Annotated in this window: 16 protein-coding genes; 10 read left to right on the top strand and 6 right to left on the bottom strand. The window is 45.2% G+C overall.

The window, feature by feature from the left end:
• Positions 1-80 precede the first annotated feature (80 nt).
• From xerD to thrC, 4 genes are all read left to right on the top strand, one after another.
• Entirely contained in the window at positions 81-998 is a 918-nt protein-coding gene (gene xerD / locus ACS72_RS07435) for a site-specific tyrosine recombinase XerD (protein ID WP_048881735.1), read from the top strand.
• A gap of 97 nt (positions 999-1,095) precedes the next feature.
• Entirely contained in the window at positions 1,096-1,911 is an 816-nt protein-coding gene (locus ACS72_RS07430; RefSeq protein WP_004810132.1) for a DsbC family protein, read from the top strand.
• A 127-nt stretch (positions 1,912-2,038) separates the two neighbouring features.
• On the top strand, positions 2,039-3,343 hold the full coding sequence (locus ACS72_RS07425; protein ID WP_004810134.1) for a homoserine dehydrogenase: 1,305 nt from the start codon (positions 2,039-2,041) through the stop codon (positions 3,341-3,343).
• Between the two features lie 56 nt (positions 3,344-3,399).
• Entirely contained in the window at positions 3,400-4,539 is a 1,140-nt protein-coding gene (thrC, locus tag ACS72_RS07420) for a threonine synthase (RefSeq protein ID WP_004810136.1), read from the top strand.
• Positions 4,540-4,603: 64 nt separating this feature from the next.
• Here thrC and ACS72_RS07415 read toward each other — a convergent pair whose 3' ends face one another.
• Positions 4,604-5,659 carry a serine hydrolase gene (locus ACS72_RS07415; protein ID WP_026056747.1) on the bottom strand — a complete coding sequence of 352 codons (1,056 nt, stop codon included), beginning with the start codon at positions 5,657-5,659 and terminating at the stop codon, positions 4,604-4,606.
• A 223-nt stretch (positions 5,660-5,882) separates the two neighbouring features.
• Between ACS72_RS07415 and ACS72_RS07410 the strand changes: the two genes are divergently transcribed.
• The 3 genes from ACS72_RS07410 to ACS72_RS07400 are packed head-to-tail and all read left to right on the top strand — an operon-like array spanning position 5,883 to position 9,575.
• Positions 5,883-6,518 (top strand): response regulator, encoded by a 636-nt coding sequence (locus ACS72_RS07410; RefSeq protein WP_004810139.1) that lies wholly within the window; start codon positions 5,883-5,885, stop codon positions 6,516-6,518.
• 49 nt (positions 6,519-6,567) lie between these two features.
• The gene (locus tag ACS72_RS07405) at positions 6,568-8,133 is read left to right on the top strand and encodes a nitrogen regulation protein NR(II) (RefSeq protein WP_048881734.1); all 1,566 of its coding nucleotides are present in this window, start codon (positions 6,568-6,570) and stop codon (positions 8,131-8,133) included.
• A 23-nt stretch (positions 8,134-8,156) separates the two neighbouring features.
• Positions 8,157-9,575 carry a sigma-54 dependent transcriptional regulator gene (locus tag ACS72_RS07400; protein ID WP_004810143.1) on the top strand — a complete coding sequence of 473 codons (1,419 nt, stop codon included), beginning with the start codon at positions 8,157-8,159 and terminating at the stop codon, positions 9,573-9,575.
• Between the two features lie 26 nt (positions 9,576-9,601).
• Here the strand turns inward: ACS72_RS07400 and ACS72_RS07395 are convergent, their stop codons facing one another.
• The 4 genes from ACS72_RS07395 to lptF form a co-directional block, all read right to left on the bottom strand.
• Positions 9,602-10,774, bottom strand: coding sequence for a S41 family peptidase (locus ACS72_RS07395; protein ID WP_048881733.1), 1,173 nt, complete (start codon positions 10,772-10,774; stop codon positions 9,602-9,604).
• A gap of 22 nt (positions 10,775-10,796) precedes the next feature.
• Positions 10,797-12,347: a 2,3-bisphosphoglycerate-independent phosphoglycerate mutase gene (gpmI, locus tag ACS72_RS07390; RefSeq protein ID WP_048881732.1), complete on the bottom strand. Its 1,551-nt coding sequence runs from the start codon at positions 12,345-12,347 to the stop codon at positions 10,797-10,799.
• Between the two features lie 124 nt (positions 12,348-12,471).
• On the bottom strand, positions 12,472-13,542 hold the full coding sequence (gene lptG, locus ACS72_RS07385; RefSeq protein ID WP_004810149.1) for an LPS export ABC transporter permease LptG: 1,071 nt from the start codon (positions 13,540-13,542) through the stop codon (positions 12,472-12,474).
• A gap of 2 nt (positions 13,543-13,544) precedes the next feature.
• On the bottom strand, positions 13,545-14,645 hold the full coding sequence (gene lptF / locus ACS72_RS07380; RefSeq protein ID WP_048881731.1) for an LPS export ABC transporter permease LptF: 1,101 nt from the start codon (positions 14,643-14,645) through the stop codon (positions 13,545-13,547).
• Positions 14,646-14,807: 162 nt separating this feature from the next.
• Here lptF and ACS72_RS07375 point away from each other — a divergent pair, with 162 nt between their 5' ends.
• The 3 genes from ACS72_RS07375 to ACS72_RS07365 are packed head-to-tail and all read left to right on the top strand — an operon-like array spanning position 14,808 to position 17,276.
• Positions 14,808-16,256, top strand: a complete 1,449-nt coding sequence (locus tag ACS72_RS07375) for a leucyl aminopeptidase (RefSeq protein ID WP_048881730.1) — start codon at positions 14,808-14,810, stop codon at positions 16,254-16,256.
• Positions 16,249-16,656 carry a DNA polymerase III subunit chi gene (locus ACS72_RS07370; RefSeq protein WP_004810155.1) on the top strand — a complete coding sequence of 136 codons (408 nt, stop codon included), beginning with the start codon at positions 16,249-16,251 and terminating at the stop codon, positions 16,654-16,656. The genes ACS72_RS07375 and ACS72_RS07370 overlap by 8 nt, the downstream gene beginning before the upstream one ends.
• 29 nt (positions 16,657-16,685) lie before the next feature.
• The gene (locus tag ACS72_RS07365) at positions 16,686-17,276 is read left to right on the top strand and encodes a hypothetical protein (protein WP_048881729.1); all 591 of its coding nucleotides are present in this window, start codon (positions 16,686-16,688) and stop codon (positions 17,274-17,276) included.
• 59 nt (positions 17,277-17,335) lie between these two features.
• Here the strand turns inward: ACS72_RS07365 and ACS72_RS07360 are convergent, their stop codons facing one another.
• The gene (locus tag ACS72_RS07360) at positions 17,336-17,881 is read right to left on the bottom strand and encodes a VTT domain-containing protein (RefSeq protein WP_048881728.1); all 546 of its coding nucleotides are present in this window, start codon (positions 17,879-17,881) and stop codon (positions 17,336-17,338) included.
• Positions 17,882-17,906: the final 25 nt, after the last annotated feature.

Raw genomic sequence — 17,906 nt, 5'->3', positions numbered from 1 at the left:
TCGACACTGTAATAAAATTAAACTACATTGGAGAATATCAATACTCATTATCGCTTTTTTAGATCAGATTCTTTCACCCTATGTTGAATAAAAAACCCCGTATTCCCGCTCCTGTCCAGATTCCGGAAAATGCCCAGTTTCTGCATGGCTATCGTGACTATCTGATTGCACAAACCGTGAGTCCTCATACGCGGAATGCCTATTTATCTGATTTAATTCAATGCAGTAGTTGCCTAACTAAAGCCTTACCAGAATGGGATCATGATGATGTCTCGGATGTATTGATTGAGCTGACCAAACAGCAAAAAAGTCCACGTTCAATTGCACGCTGTTTGTCCGCCCTGCGCTCATTTTATAAATTCTTGCGTGAGCAAAAGCTGAGAAATGACAATCCGGTTGCTGCACACAAGACACCAAAACTGGGACGTGCCCTGCCCAAAGATCTTTCTGAAGCCGATGTTGAAGCACTAATCAATTCACCGGATATCAATACTGCCTTAGGTTTACGTGACCGGGCGATGCTGGAAGTGCTCTATGCCTGTGGATTACGTGTGACAGAACTACTCAACCTGCGACTGGAACTGATTAACCTAAAACAGGGCTATCTGCGTATCGTAGGTAAAGGCAACAAAGAACGATTAGTACCCATGGGGCAGGTCGCCTGCGAATGGATCGAGAAATATCTGAATGAAGCACGTCCGCAATTGTACAAGACAGCAACCGACTATCTGTTCCTGACCCAGCATGGTGGCATCATGAGCCGACAGAATTTCTGGTATGCGATCAAGCGTTACGCACTACAGGCCGGTGTCCAGGCAGAGCTTTCCCCCCATACCTTGCGTCATGCCTTTGCCACCCACCTGTTGAATCATGGTGCAGATCTACGTGTCGTGCAGATGCTGTTGGGACATAGTGACCTGTCGACCACCCAAATTTATACCCACGTGGCACAAGTGCGTATGCAACAGCTGCATGAGTCACATCATCCACGGGCCTGAACCTGAACTGACAACGTGTACAGAGAAGTTCAACCTGCAAACTATTTTTTTGTTATGCTAGGCATCTATTTTTATCTAAGAACAAAAAGGGTTATCCATGACATTTGCCCGCTCCAGTCTGTTTATCGCATGTATGCTTGCTGCAGGTTTCAGTCTTACTGCTTGCTCCAACTCTAATCAAAACGATAAAAAGTCAGATACTTTAACTGCAAGTGCACCAGCGACGGGTGAAGCATCTACCGTATCAGAACGTAATGCTCAGCAACGCCTGATCTCAACCCTGGAAGGTCACTTCAAAAAGGCTGGTATTAAGGCAAAAATCACTGGCGTTAAAACCACTGAAGTACCTAATCTGTTCTGGGTTAGCTTGGAAGGCATGTCGTCTGTCTATGCGACCAGTGATGGTAAATACATCATTCAGGGTGATGTGATCCGTCTGGGTGACAAACAGCTGCATAATGTCAGCGAAACCCTGCAATCCGATGTAAACAAGAAAATCTTTGCAGCACTAAAAGCCGAAGACCTGTTGATTTACCCTGCCAAAGGCAACAAAGCCAAGCATATTATCTATGTCTTTACCGATGTTAGCTGCCCGTACTGCCATAAATTCCACGAACAGATGGATGAGATGAACAATAAAGGCATTGAGGTACGTTATATCGCATGGCCACGTGGTGAGCAGCATATGCCAGCCATGGAAGCAATCTGGTGTAGTGCCGACCGTCGTGCTGCCTTTGATACCGCTATTGCCGGTGGATCAATTACACCAGCAACCTGTCAAAATCCTGTGAAAGATCAATATCAAATGGGTCTGAATATCGGTGTGAACGGTACCCCGGGTGTCTATAGTTCAGAGGGTGTTTACCTGGGCGGATACATGTCGACCGCTGAACTTTTGGACCGTCTTAAATAACTCATTTTAATAAGTTATTTTACTTTATGTTATACATAAAGATATTCTGAGATCACCCTAGAGTCAGCGCGTTTTTTTAGCTATGATCTAGGCTCTCGTAAAAAACTGTTTATATTTGGAGTGTGACGTGAAACCAGTTCGTCTGGCAATCCTCGGTCTTGGTACTGTGGGTGGTGGTGCCCTTAAACTATTAAAACAAAATGCTGCTGAGATTAAACGTCGCACCGGTCGTGAAATTCAAATTACTTATGTGGGTACCCGTCGTCCGCGTCCTGACCTGGAACTCGATGACAGCATCAAGCAAAGTGCTGACCTGCTAGAGATTGTACGTCAGCCAGATGTTGATGTTGTGGTTGAAGTAATGGGCGGTATTCATCCTGCCTATGAAGTCATTAAAGAAGCCATCCTGCATGGCAAACAGGTTGTGACTGCGAACAAGGCTTTGCTCGCTGAACACGGTAATGAACTGTTCAAACTTGCTGATGACAACGCTGTGCAAATTGCTTACGAGGCAGCGGTGGCAGGTGGCATCCCGATTATTAAAGTCATGCGTGAAGGCTTGGCTGCCAACAAAATTGATTGGCTGGCGGGCATCATTAACGGTACAGGTAACTTCATCCTGACTGAAATGCGTGACAAAGGCCGTGCTTTTGAAGATGTACTGAAAGAAGCGCAAGAACTGGGTTATGCTGAAGCAGATCCAACCTTTGACGTTGAAGGTATCGATGCCGCACATAAACTAACCTTACTTGCATCGATTGCATTTGGTATCCCGCTGCAATTTGATAAAGTCTTCACCGAAGGCATCAGCAAAATCACGGCTCAAGATGTAAAATATGCTGAAGACTTAGGTTTCCGTATTAAACACCTTGGTATTGCTCGTCGTACAGAAACAGGGATTGAACTTCGTGTTCACCCGACCCTGATTCCTGAGGAGCAACTGATCGCCAATGTAAATGGCGTGAAAAATGCAGTCTTGGTACAAGCCAATGCAGTTGGCCCTACACTGTACTATGGCGCTGGTGCTGGTGCTGGTCCTACAGCATCTGCTGTAGTCGCTGACGTGGTGGATATCGTGCGTGACATCTCTTACACTGAAGATGGCGCAGGAACAATTCCACAACTGGCTTTTGAAAGCTTAAGCGACTTGCCAATTCTTCCTCGTGAAGAAATGACCACAGGCTACTACATCCGTATTAACGCTGAAGATCAAACCGGCGTTCTTGCAGAAGTGACCTCTATTCTGAGCCGTAACGGTATTAGTATTGATGCCATCATGCAGCAGTCTCGCTTAAAAGACCTTATTCCTATCGTGATCCTGACTGATCCAGTCAAGGAAGCGAAAATGGATGAAGCGTTAAAGCAAATTCAAGCTCTTCCTGTCATTCATGGCGAAATTGTGCGAATTCGTTTAGAATCGCTTGATAATTAATCGGGTTGAGGGGTTTACTCTCCTCACCAAGCTCTACACACAATTGGAACATCATCATGTCGAATGCCAATCGTTATACTGGTTTAGTTGACCGCTATCGCGACCGTTTACCAGTGTCTGCAACTACCCCTGCTGTTTCTCTAGGCGAAGGTAATACACCACTGATTAAGCTTGCGAATATTCCGCGCATTATTGGCAAAAATGTTGAAATTTATGTGAAGTACGAGGGCTTAAACCCGACTGGTTCATTTAAAGACCGTGGTATGACCATGGCGGTGACCAAAGCCGCTGAAGAAGGCTCAAAAGCGATTATCTGTGCCTCTACAGGTAACACCTCTGCTGCTGCTGCTGCCTATGCTGCACGTGCAGGCATGAAAGCGTTTGTGTTAATTCCTGAAGGCAAAATTGCCATGGGTAAAATGGCACAAGCGATGATGTACGGCGCGATCACCATGCAGATCCGCGGTAACTTCGATGACGGTATGCGTCTGGTGAAAGAAATCGCTGATAAAGCACCGGTGACGATTGTTAACTCAATCAACCCATACCGTTTGCAAGGTCAAAAAACCATTGCTTACGAAATCGTAGATGAGCTTGGCCGTGCACCTGACTACCACTGCCTACCTGTCGGTAACGCAGGTAACATCACTGCACACTGGATGGGTTATACCGAAGCCGTTGCCAACCAACCTGCTGATCAGTTTGAGCAAGTGGTTTATGATCCTGCAACAGATGCCTTCACCGGTCCTAAACCTGAAGGCCTTCCGACAATGGTCGGTTACCAGGCAGCTGGTGCTGCACCATTCCTACGTGGTGCGCCAGTAGAAAATCCTGAAACTGTGGCAACTGCAATCCGTATTGGTAATCCACAAAGCTGGAACCATGCCAAAGCAGTTGTTCGTGATTCTCAAGGTTGGTTCGACGAACTGACTGATGCTGAAATTCTTGAAGCACAACGTCTACTTTCCATGTACGAAGGTGTATTCGTAGAACCTGCTTCTGCAGCGTCTATCGGCGGTGCAATTCGTGACATCAAAGCTGGCAAGATTGCTGAAGGCTCAGTAATTGTTTGTACTGTGACAGGTAACGGTCTGAAAGATCCCGATACTGCAATCAAACAATGTTCTGATGCAGTAATGCTGTCGATCGATGCAACATTGGATCAAGTACGCGATTCTATTCTGTCTAATATGTAAGAGACAGAATCAAAAAGCCCTGCATCTGCAGGGCTTTTTTATGACTTAAATATTTTATAAAAGCTTAAACACGCTGTTTCGGCAAACTAGACACCCAAGTCATGAGACGTGTTGCATCATTGGTACGTGCAGCAGATGAATCTGCTCCAAGCAACACTACGACTACTGGACGGTTATTTAAGGTGGTATGCATCACTACACAACGTCCAGCTTCATTGATGAAACCGGTTTTAGAAATATTAATATTCCAGCCACCATTACGTACCAGCGCATTGGTGTTATTCGATTTCAACACACGGTAACCCAGATTAAAGTCATAACTTGCTGTGGTTGAGAACTGTCGGATCAAGCCGTATTGCGAAGCGGTGTTTACCAGAATCCCCAAGTCTCTTGCAGATGACTTATTGCCCGGATGCAATCCGGTAGATTCCAGAAATTTACTTGAATTCATACCCAATGCTTTGGCTTTACTATTCATGGCAGAAATAAAAGCACTACGACCACCTGGATAGGTACGTGCCAACGCTGCTGCAGCCGGGTTTTCAGATTTCATCAGTGCAAACAATAAAGCTTCAGCACGATTCATCGTGTCTCCGACACGTAACGTCGAGCTTGAACTCTTACAACCTGAACATGAAAAATCACCCTGTTGTAGTGTGATTTTTTCATTCATGTTTAAACGTGCATCAGAGATCACCACTGCTGTCATCAGCTTGGTAATCGATGCAATCGGCACTGCTGTATTACTGTTCTTGCTATACAGCACTTCACCGGTCTGCGCGTCCATTACCAGCGCTGAACGCGCATTGACAGATGGCTGCGTGCCATAGGTCTTGGTATCCAGAATCTGTACAGTTTTAGCAGGTTCTTGTACTGCTTGACCATTCTGACTACGGATGGTCGTGGTGACTGTCGTAGAGCCAAGCGGAGAAGGCTCATCATCGGCATCCGATCCATCACTCAAGAACTGGTTGGCCTGTTCAGAAGACCAGCTCAGGCTAGACTGAGGGGCCGCTGCTGACGAATTCATGATAATTTCAGCAAAACTCGTCGTCGTACTCATGCTGACTGCCAGCGACAGACCCAGTACATGCATCAAAGACTTATGTGTTTTCTTCACTATTCCTTCACCCAACTTACGAGGTAAGATTGATTTGCGTATTACCTCTAATATGGCTTACATTACATTTACCACAATGCAGAACAATTATTGATCTCTACACTGCGTGATACAGTTCAATATGACATGTCTGTAGGATTGCTAATTTTGTAGTTTCATTGCAAGCTTATTTTGCGTTGTGTAACAAAAAAAATGATTTTTTTTCATCTGAGGGAGAGTATACGTGATCACAGTTTTAGTTGTAGATGACCATGAATTGGTGCGTACTGGCATCTGTAGAATGCTTGAAGACCACACTGATGTTCAGGTCATTGGACAAGCTGAATCTGGTGAAGAAGCAATTACTCTGGTGCGTCAGCATCATCCGAATGTAGTGCTCCTGGATGTGAATATGCCGGGTATTGGTGGTGTTGAAACTACGCGTCGACTGTTACAAACAGCCCCTGATACTAAAGTTATCGCTGTCAGTGGTCTTGCCGAAGAACCTTATCCATCGCTGTTACTCAAAGCAGGTGCTAAAGGCTATATCACCAAAGGTGCACCTGTTACCGAGATGGTACGTGCTATTAATAAAGTCATGCAGGGCGGCAAATACTTTAGTGCAGATATTGCCGAGCAATTAGCGAGCTCTTATTTATCTGACACACAGCAATCCCCATTTGATTCCCTGTCCGAACGCGAAATGCAGGTTGCCATGATGGTCGTCAACTGCATTAGTGCCCAGGAAATTGCGGATAAACTTTTTGTTAGTGTTAAGACTGTAAATACCTATCGTTATCGTATTTTTGAAAAACTTAATATCGACAGCGATGTGAAACTGACCCATCTAGCAATGCGCTATGGTCTGATTAAACCTTAATATTTTATGCCCTCTATTTAAGAAAACTTAAAAAAACAAAAAAGGTTCTATGTCGCAGCGATCTTCTTATTCAGAGCTTAACCAATATCTGCTGGGCACTTGGTATGCGGCATACCGCCTGATCATCAGTACTGGTTTACTGCTGATTTTCGTGCTCACTTATCCTGAGCACACCAGCGATTTAGAATATCCCAAGCTGTATCATTATGTACTGAGTAGCTTCATTGCTATCGCCTTGATCCAGCTTTTTGTTCTGAAGTATTTTAAGAAATTTGTTCAGCAACAGCTGACCGGTATTTTTATTGTCGATGTCTGTGCACTCAGCCTGCTGACCTTGGCCACGAATGGCACCAATCTACAGCTCAGTATGCTATTCGTGATTACTATCTTTGCCGCTTCCATTTTACTGAATGCACAAAAAGCGCTGGTGATTACCTTGATTGCGGTCATCAGTGTGATTTACCAGCATTTCATCACCAGCCTGTTTACCCTTTCCTCTCTGGGTAATATCGGCAATAGCGCCATATTGGCTTTCATGTTTTTTGTGGTCTATGGCATCGGGCAAATTGCAGTCCGACGTTTCCAGATCTTGGAAAATGTCAATTTTTCCCAGTCAATGGAACTTTATCGTCTACAGAATATTAACCGTTATATTCTGGAACAGATTGAGACTGGTTATCTGGTCCTCGATGAAAACTGTCATGTGGTGCTGAGTAATCCTGCTGCCTGCCACTTGCTCGGCATCCAGCAAATGTATGCACATGACACGTTTCCATTGTACCAGTCACAACCAGATCTGTTTGAGCTGATCCGCTTTGAAGATCTGGAAAATGGTGAGCGCTTTCAGTTTGAATCCCAGCAAAGCCGTTTCAATATTCATATTCAAGTACAAAAACTGATTGTACCGCATCAAACTTTAATGTTGCTGGTGCTGCAAGATGCGCGAAAACTTAATCAACAAGTCCAGCAATTAAAACTGGCGGCACTCGGGCAACTTTCTGCCAGTATTGCCCATGAGATTCGTAATCCGCTTGCAGCGATTGTTCAAGCCAATGATCTGTTACCTGGTTGTGAACAGGACCAGCAGCAGGTGTTGCATGGCATGATCAGCAAGCAGGCAACACGAATCAACCGGATTATTGAAGACACGCTGAATATGGTGAAGAATAAAGAGACTCATCCAGTATCTATTCAGCTGAATGAATTTATTCCACAATGTATCCATGAGGATTTGGCTGATATTGCTGATCAGATTAAGCTGAATATTGATATGCGACTGGACATCCAGTTTGATGAAGCCCAGCTACGTCAAGTATTGGTCAATTTATTGCGTAATGCCGTGCGGCATAACGATCCAGCTGTAGGTTATGTAGAATTAAAAGTTCATCCTTATGAACATAAAGTCTGGATTGATGTACGGGATTTTGGTCAGGGCGTTGCGCCTGCCGATCAGAGTCTGCTGTTTAAGCCATTTTTCAGCACTTCAATTAATGGTACAGGGCTAGGGCTATATTTATCCCACAGTTTCTGTGAGGCCAATCAGGCCCAGCTGAATTATATACAACAAGAACAGGGTGCCTGCTTCCGGATTAGCTGCCAGCGCATCACTGTTTAATTTTTGAATTTAAGGGGAAAAGTGTGGAACAACAACCACTGGTACTATTGGTCGATGATGAAGAAGATCTCTGTACGCTCATGCAGATGTCGCTCATGCGTATGGGAATTCGCACGCATATCGCCCATCGTCTGGAGGATGCTAAAAAACGCCTAGCAGATCATCAGTATGATGCCTGCCTTACGGATCTAAATCTACCTGATGGTAATGGCTTGCAGCTACTAGAATTTATCAGTGAGCATCATCCTTCTCTACCGGTTGCTGTGTTAACTGCTTATGGCAATATGGATATTGCCATTGCTGCACTCAAAGCAGGTGCCTTTGACTTTGTCAGTAAGCCGATCAATCAGAAACATCTGGAACAGTTACTACAAAAAGCACTAAATAAGCCAGTAGATTACCAATCCAATCAGCAAGATACCCTTGAATATAAAATGCTGATTGGCCAGTCCAAGCCGATTCAGCAATTACGTACGACCTTGCATAAAATTGCCCGCTCTCAAGCCCCGGTATTTATTACCGGTGAATCTGGTACAGGTAAAGAAGTTGTAGCAAATCTGGTTCATCGCCTCAGTAACCGGAGTGAAGGACCCTTTATTGCCATTAACTGTGGCGCAATTCCAGCTGAACTGATGGAAAGTGAGCTATTCGGGCACAAGAAAGGCAGCTTTACTGGCGCCATGCAGGACAAACAGGGCCTAATCCAGTCTGCACATGGCGGCAGTTTATTTCTGGATGAAATTGCAGAACTTCCACTCAGTATGCAGGTCAAACTGCTACGTGCAGTACAGGAAAAACGGATTCGCCCTTTAGGTTCAGATATTGAAATTGATGTGGATTTTCGTGTCATCAGCGCCAGTCATCAGGACCTGGAAGCACAGGTACAGCAAGGTAAATTCCGTCAGGATTTATTCTTCCGCATTCATGTGATGGATCTGGTGTTGCCACCATTACGTGAGCGTGGTAATGACATTCTGCTGCTGGCTGAACACTTTATTCAGAAGATCTGTCAGGAATGGCAAATCCCTGTGAAACGCCTGACTGAACATAGCAAAGAGCAGTTACTGACTCAATACTATCCAGGAAATGTCCGGGAATTGCGTAATATCATCGAGCGAGCTATTACCCTCAGCGATGAAGACACAATTGATATCCAGCATTTGCAAACTGCACCTTTACGCCAGAGTTTTGTGACCTCCGAAATCACATCGAATATAGCATCCGAATCGAGTAACACTACTGACACTTTTATCGTACCGAAAAAACTGCCTGAAGAAGGTCTTGAACTGTATATGGAGAAAATCGAGAAAGAAATTTTGCTAAATGCATTGAATCTGACTCACTGGAACCGTACGCTTGCCGCAAAAAAGTTGGGCATGTCTTTCCGCTCGCTGCGTTATCGTCTGAAGAAATTTGGGCTCGATACCGATGAAGAAGAATGATTGATGAGGGGGCTATGCCCCCTTCATTATTTTTGTAAAAGCAATAATTCAGTGATGTGATCCAGATAACTTTCTTCCCTCATCTCAACGCCAAGCGGATAACTGAGGTGAGGCTGCACACCAAGACCCTCAATACGCTGACCACTGGGACTGAAATATTGCGATACCGTCATCTGTAACGCCGCCCCATTGCTAAGAGGAAACAGTTTCTGCACCACACCTTTACCATAGCTTTTTTCACCGACCACCCAGGCACGGTTATGCTCTTTCAAGGCAGCGGTAAAGACTTCGGCTGCAGAGGCTGAACGGTTATTAATCAAGATTCCAATTTTCAGATTCTGAAATTCAAATCCTGGTAAAGCCTGAAACTGCTGATCCCCTTCTGCCCGGCTTTTGGTTGAGACAATAATGCCCTGATTCAGGAATAGATCCGCAGACTCTACCGCTGCCGAAAGCAGGCCACCTGGATTATTACGTAGATCAAATAACACGGCTTTTAAACGTTGACCAGAATAGCTGTCAATAATTCGTTTAATCTCATTGGCTGTGTCCTGCTGGAAGACCTTGACCTGCAAGACCAGCACCTGATTATTATGCAGGGTCGATTTAATCTCGGTATCTACTTTGATATTACGAACCAGCGTCACCGGCGCACTTTGCGCAGAAAGCTGAATGCTTAAAGTAGAGCCTATCGCGCCACTGAGCAAATCCCGAACCTGCTCGCGCTTCAGCGTATTTAAGATCTGATCATCAATCTTGTAAACTGTCACACCATTACGCAGCCCCTGCTTGGCAGAGTCGGCATCTGGACTAAGTCCCTGTACCATCCACTGCTTCAATTGCGGATTAAACTGCAGGTCAAAATCGATACTGGCTAGATCGCCTTCGGTATATTGACGGAGCTGTTTGAAGTCTTCTGGAGAAAGATAACGGGAATAGCGGTCTAAACCACCGACCAGACCACGAATTGCCTGTTGGAATAATGCATCATCATTTTTGTCTTGAATATAATTATCTTTGACAATGCCATAAATCTGCACGAATTCCTGAATCGAAGAAACCGGAATTTCGCTATAGGTTTGCTGGTCCATGACCATATCATCGAGTACCGGACCCTGGGACCCAGCACTTGATACCGAATGGCTCAAACACATCAGTAAGCTTGCGAGTACAACTGACTTCTGCTGTGATTTTGCCATTCTTTATCCTATTGATATTTTTTTATGAAGCGTTCAGCTCAATTAAGTTACGGCCCTGCATTTCTGCCGGCACTGGAAGTTGCATCAGACTTAACAATGTTGGCGCCACATCCGCCAGTACACCGCCTTCTGCAATCGTTGCCGAAGTTGGACCCACATAAATAAACGGAACCAGTTCAGTCGTATGTTGGGTATGTACCTGACCACTTTGATAGTCCTGCATCTGCTCAACATTACCATGGTCTGCAGTAATAATCATATGGCCTTTTTGCGCCATCACGGCTTCATAAACACGACCTAAGCAAGTATCTACTGCTTCCACTGCTTTGACTGCTGCATCAAATACGCCGGTATGACCGACCATATCGCCATTGGCATAGTTCACCACCAACAGGTCAAACTCACCTGAGTTGATTGCTGCAACCAATTCATCGGTCACTTCGTATGCACTCATTTCCGGTTTCAGGTCATAAGTTGCTACATTTGGAGATGGAATCAGGATACGTTTTTCACCTGGATATTCATCTTCACGGCCGCCACTGAAGAAGAAAGTCACGTGTGCATATTTCTCAGTTTCTGCGATACGTAACTGGGTTTTGCCCAGATCTGATAAATATTCGCCAATCGAGTTCACCAGCGCTTCTGGCATATATGCTACAGGCGCATCGATCGTTGCCTGATAACGGGTCAACATCACGTATTTCGCCAGATTTGGCACAACTTTGCGTTCAAAACCGGTAAAGTCTTTCTCAACAAAAGCACGGGTTAATTCACGCGCTCGGTCCGCACGGAAATTCATGAAGACTACGCTATCGCCGTCCTGAATCGCAGCCACATCACCGATACGGGTCGCTTTCACGAATTCATCAGACTCATCTGCTGCATATGCCTGTTCAAGGCCTTCTACTGCAGTGGCTGCCGTACGAACTGCTTCACCTTCAGTCAGCAAACGATACGCCTGTTCCACGCGATCCCAACGGTTGTCACGATCCATGGCAAAGTAACGGCCAATCATGGTGGCAATACGGCCTTGACCTGGATATTGAGCAAAAACAGCGTCTAATTTTTCTAATGATGGTTGTGCACTTTTCGGCGGCGTATCACGACCATCCAGGAAAGCATGTAGATAGACTTTGGCACCACGTTTTAATGCCAGCTCTGCCATCGCTACGATATGGTCTTCATGTGAGTGCACACCACCTTCAGATAACAGGCCCATAATGTGTACGGCACCATTTGATGCTTTGGCTTTTTCTACCGCATCAATCAGTACTTCATGCTCAAAGAACGCACCGGCACGGATATCTTTGGTAATACGGGTGAAGTCCTGATATAACACACGGCCAGCACCCAGGTTCATATGACCGACTTCAGAGTTACCCATCTGACCATCAGGCAGACCGACATCTTCACCAGAACCAGAGATCAAACCATGCGGATGCTTTTCCTGCATAGCAGTTAAATGAGGTCGTTTAGCCGCTAAAAACGCATTGTCTTCGACCGCTTCGCGATGACCCACACCATCCATAATTACCAATACGTGAGGGATTTTGCCAGCAGTTGCATCCGTCATAATGAATACTCTTGTTCGTTTACGAATTAATCGTTCTATTTTAACTAATTTTGCAGTGAGAGGCCATGACCACACCATGGTTTAAGCCTCTCACTGCGATTGATTTCTTCTATTTTCTTGTGGCTTAGCGTGCCCGATGCAGTAGATAACCACCAATTGCAAACATGATGATAATTGGAATAAATACAAACCATGCGGGCGACGGCGCATAGACTAAACTCGCATAACCCAAGAAGTCCTGCAGATAGAAGAAGCCTAAACCTGCAAATAATGCAATCACCAAGCGAAAGCCCATAGATTGTTGACGCAGCGGTCCAAAAATAAAGGAACAGGCAATCACCACCAGTGCAATCAGGGCAAATGGCGAGCCGACTTTCTGCCAGAAAGCCAGTTCATAGGTCTTTGGTACCTGGCTATATTCATGCATATAGCTCATGAAACTGACCAGTTGACTAGGCGATAGATCCTCTGGGTCAATGGTCACCATATGCACATACTTCGGTTGCAGCGCTAAGGCCAGCGGCTGTTCGGAATGTGTTATCAGCGTGGCATTACCATTCTGCAGAATATTCATTTCCTGCGTATTCTGCAGAGTCCACGCACCATCCTTGATAAAATCACCCTGCTCGGCTTTTAGCGTCCCGCGCAGACGATAATCTTCATCAAAGTCCAGCATCTGTACATTTTTTAGCTCACCTTTGGCATTAGCATAGTCAATGTAGATAAAACGCTGACCTTCACGGGTCCAGTAGCCTTTAACCTCACCAATTTTTACAGGCTTGTTGTAACTTTTCACTGCTTTGGCCTGCTCATTGGTATACGGAATTACCCATTCACTTAAAGCAAAAGATAAAATCACCAGGAGTAATGCCGAACGAATTACCCAGCCGACAATCCGCCACAGGCTGACCCCAACCGAACGCATCACAATCAACTCACTGTTAGAAGCGAGTGTACCTAAGCCGAGAACAGCACCAATCAGTGCAGAGATGGGTAGGATTTCATACAGATAGTTTGGCGCTCCCCATAGCACATATTTTAATGCCTGCCAGGCACCGTAGCCTTCTTTTAATGAACCCAGTTCACCCAAGTAAGTAAATAATACCTGTAGACCGGCCAATACGGCTGTTGCACCGAGCATAGCAAGTGCAGTGGTTCCGGTCACATGTTTTGCAACGATACGACGTGCCAGCATGATTAAGACCTCGCTCGTTGAATCTGTTTCTTGATTTTCGGCGCCAGCTTCTGTTTACGTGCAAATAGAGCCGCAGCAATACCATAGAAAATCAGGACCATTGGATAAGCCCAGATCCCCATTTCCTCTTTACTGACGCGCGTTTTTACTGCCATTAAAGCCACAATCAGGCTGGCAAAGATCAAGAGTGCTGGAAACAGTTTAAGATAGCACCCCTGACGTGGACTCACTTCAGACAAGGCATTGGCCAGCATGAGCGCCGCAATAATCGCAAATGGTACAAATACTCGCCAACCGAGCTCACTGGCGACCACAGGATCCTGACGGTTTTCCCAGAGTTTCGAAGTCGGCAAGGCTTCAACTTCAGCACTTTCAAACTTGGCTTCTTTATCATTTTCCAGACGCAGACGATAAGTCTCGAATTCCGCTTGGGTATATTTCGGCATGCCGGCAAAGATTTCATAACGGCGACCATTGACCAGATCCACCACATTGGCGGTGTCCCCTGCCACTTCTACACGGGTCGCTTCTTGTGCCAGAATCATGACATCTGGTTTGCCTTCACGTTCTGCAAGTTGATAGAAAAAGATATCTTTCAGGTTTTTACGGTCTTCCGACAAATCACCTGCATAAATGGTATAGGGTCCCGAGGAAATAAATTCTTTCGGCCGTACCAGATCGAAACCCGTCCGTACTGCCTGCTCATTGGTCAATGCTTCAAACTGACGAATACCCCACGGTGCCGCCCAGAGCATTAAAAATGCCTGAACGACTATAAATACCAAAGTCATCGGAATGAGTAATCGTGCCAGCTGATTGCGACTGACCCCGCTACCGTTCATGACTGCCATTTCATGATCGACATAGAGCCGGCCAAATACCAGCATCAGACCAATAAAGAAACCTAAAGGTAAAATCAGGGTCAGGAATTCAGGCAAACGATAACCAATAATACTGAACAGAATGCCTGCATCCAGACGTCCTTGTGCTGCCACACCGAAGTACTTGATCAGTCGACCACCCATCATGATCAAGGTCAATAAGGCAATCACAACCAAGGATGTTGATACAACTTGCTTGACCAGATAACGCCGAATAATCAAATTAAATCTTCCAGAATACAGGGTAAAAACTTGTCATAGTTTACCCGAATGTTAAGCTTAAAAATATAAAACCGATACTTGAGTTGAACATTGAAACCCTGTTCAGGAAATTGTTTCAATGGTTTAATGGTTGCAAATTTTATAAGGCTTAAATAAACGCATATGAAACTGACAATTAATACGTCATTCCAAGAGAATGCATCCAGCCAATATCTGTTAATTCTTGTGGATGCTGAGCAACTTCAGCAGTCAGCTGCCACTTATCAGATTAACAAGTTCGAAGAAATCACCACAGCGACACAATATAAAGCAGGTCTAAATGAAACCCTGGCATTAGTTGGTAATGTTCCAGCGAGTGCCAACGCCTGTCTGGTTGGCTTGGGCAAGACTGCTGAACTACAGCCGGGCAAACTGGCAAAAGTTGCGCAAACCATCGTAAAAGCAGCACAGAAAAAATTCCAGCAGATCAGCGTAGACATTTCTGCTCTGCCAGCCCAATTTCATAACATTTTTGCACTATTGCTGACCCAAGCTGCGTATGCCTTTGATGAATTCAAATCCAAGAAAAATGAATTTGTACTTGAGCAAATCAACCTGATTGCAACTGACAGTCCAGTAACTGCAGAACAGCTGCAATTGCTTCAGGCAGTGCAAACCGGCCAAAACTTAGCACGTGACTTAGGTAACCGTCCAGGCAATATTTGTTTCCCGGAATACCTTGCGGAACAGGCACTGGCTTTAGCAGCTGAATATCCAGAACTGCTTAAAGTGAATGTACTGGATGAACAGCAAATGGCTGATCTGGGAATGCACTCTTTCCTGGCAGTGAGCAAAGGTTCAGACCGTCCAGGACGTATCATTACCATCGAATATCATGCAGAACGTAGTGAAGCACCTGTGGTTTTAGTCGGCAAAGGGATTACCTTTGATACCGGCGGTATTTCCCTGAAACCAGGTGCTGGCATGGACGAAATGAAATACGACATGTGTGGTGCAGCTTCAGTGCTGGGTACCATACGTGCATTATGCGAATCTGGTTTAGATATTCATGTTGTGGGTACCATTGCCGCTGCTGAAAACATGCCATCTGGAAAAGCAACCCGTCCAGGCGACATTGTCACCACGATGAGCGGTCAAACGGTTGAAATTCTGAATACTGATGCAGAAGGTCGTCTGGTACTTTGCGATACTTTAACTTACGTAAAACGCTTTAACCCTGCTCTCGTGATTGATATTGCAACTTTGACCGGGGCCTGTGTGGTTGCACTGGGTTCAGTCCTGACTGGCATGTTCACGCCGGATGATGAATTGGCCGCTGAACTCGAAGCTGCTGGTCAAACTTCATTTGACCGGGTATGGCGTATGCCAGTATTGGATGATTATCAGGAACAGCTGGATTCTCCATTTGCAGATATTGCCAATATTGGTGGTCCTAAGGCCGGCTCTGTGACTGCAGCCTGCTTCCTGCAGCGTTTCACCCATGACTATCGCTGGGCACACCTAGATATCGCAGGTACAGCCTGGAATTCAGGCACCAATAAAGGCGCAACAGGTCGTCCAGTGCCATTATTAATGCAATTCCTGGCGAACCGTGTTCAAAACAATGGCTAAAGTCAGCTTTTATTTATTTGAAAAAAGCCCTGAACGGCAGGTCGAAAGTACCTGCCGTTTATGCCGCAAGATTCTGCGTCAGCCGGAACGGATCTGGTTACTCTGTGGTGATGTGGACTTGCAGCAACAGCTGGATGAACATCTGTGGACGTTTGATCCTACCGGTTTCATCCCGCATGGTATTGACCAGCCACAGGCCAGTGTCTGTATCTCTGCGAGCTTGCCTGAGCAACAAGACTGGATTATCTTTAATTTTAATCCTGAAGCACTTGAACCTTACGCTAAATTTAGTCACATTATTGAGATTATTGAAAACAATGAAACGGCCAAGCAACTCGGCCGTGAAAAGTTTAAGCAATACCGTCGACTGGGTATTGAGCCGAAAACTTATAAACTGTAGCCCTACTTAAACCTCATAAGGAGATGCCCGTGGCATTAAATGTTGGTCCAGATTTCAAACAGCGCTGGTTAAATGTGCCTGAAGCTGTGCGTCAGACCTTTATTGATGACCTCGCGCGTATCTGCGATGTACTTCAGCCAGAGACGTCATTGCAGGAATGGCTGGTGCATGACCAGCAACTGCAAAAAGAATCCGAGCGTAAAATTGAGGAAGCTTATGCACAACGTAAAGCGGAACTGATTGAAGAAGCACGGATTCGTAAACAGCAGGCCCTTGAAAAAGTGCTGGCAGATAAGCGTGCTCAGGAGCAGGCGTATATCGAGCAAATGAAGCTGGATGAAGAACGTAAATATGCAGAACAGACACGTACCCTAGAATTATTACGGGACAGCCTGAATGCTGAAGTCCTGAATTATGCGGCACGTTTTGAGCAAAATCGCATTTTAAATTCCGCCCAAATCAAAATTGATGATACTGAGATTCTGTCAGAGCTAGAAAGTACCCGATTACGTCTGGAACTTGAAGCCGAAACTGCGATCGAGGAAACTTTGGTACAGCTGCGTAACCGCTTACGTGCTGCAGCCCGTGAAGAAATTGATTATATTCTGCAAAAGCGTTAATTCACTTAGAAATAAGCCTAGAAAAGCCCACAAAAGTGGGCTTTTCTATTTATTCACATCTAGAAAAAATCTGCCAGCATAAAGGCGGCATTACCTGCCATATAACCTATGCCCAGTAAGCTTACAATCCACAATACGCCTCCAGCCAGGTTGTAAAGCGTAAAAGTCATAAAATTCATATGGCCCGAACCGGCAGCAAATGGAGCAAAAGAACGTACAAAAGGAATGAAACGTGCAATCAAGATGGTTTTGCCGCCATGCTTCATAAAATAATGATTGGTCTTGGTCAAATATTCGGGTTTAAAGAAACGCGAATGTTGATTGAAATATTTTAAGCCTAACACTTTGCCAGTGTAATAATTGACGGTATAGCCCAGCACTGCCGCAGTAAATAGCAGTAATCCCATAGAATGCAGCGTAATCAAATCGCTACTAGAACAGAGCGCACCGACTGCAATTAACAGGCTATCTCCCGGCAGGAAAAAGCAAAATACAGATCCCGTTTCTGCAAAAATCACCAGGAATAAAATGGCATAGATCCACACCCCATATTGCTCAAGCAATATTGGCAAAGACCGTTCCAGGTTTAGTAAGAAATCGAGCATTCGACCTGTCCGCTGGGGTTAAAAT

It is taken from the genome of Acinetobacter sp. VT 511, from assembly GCF_001077515.1.
Classification (GTDB): domain Bacteria; phylum Pseudomonadota; class Gammaproteobacteria; order Pseudomonadales; family Moraxellaceae; genus Acinetobacter; species Acinetobacter schindleri.
The sequence above is the reverse complement of the archived record's forward strand: the minus strand, read 5'-3'. Positions and strand labels throughout refer to the sequence as shown.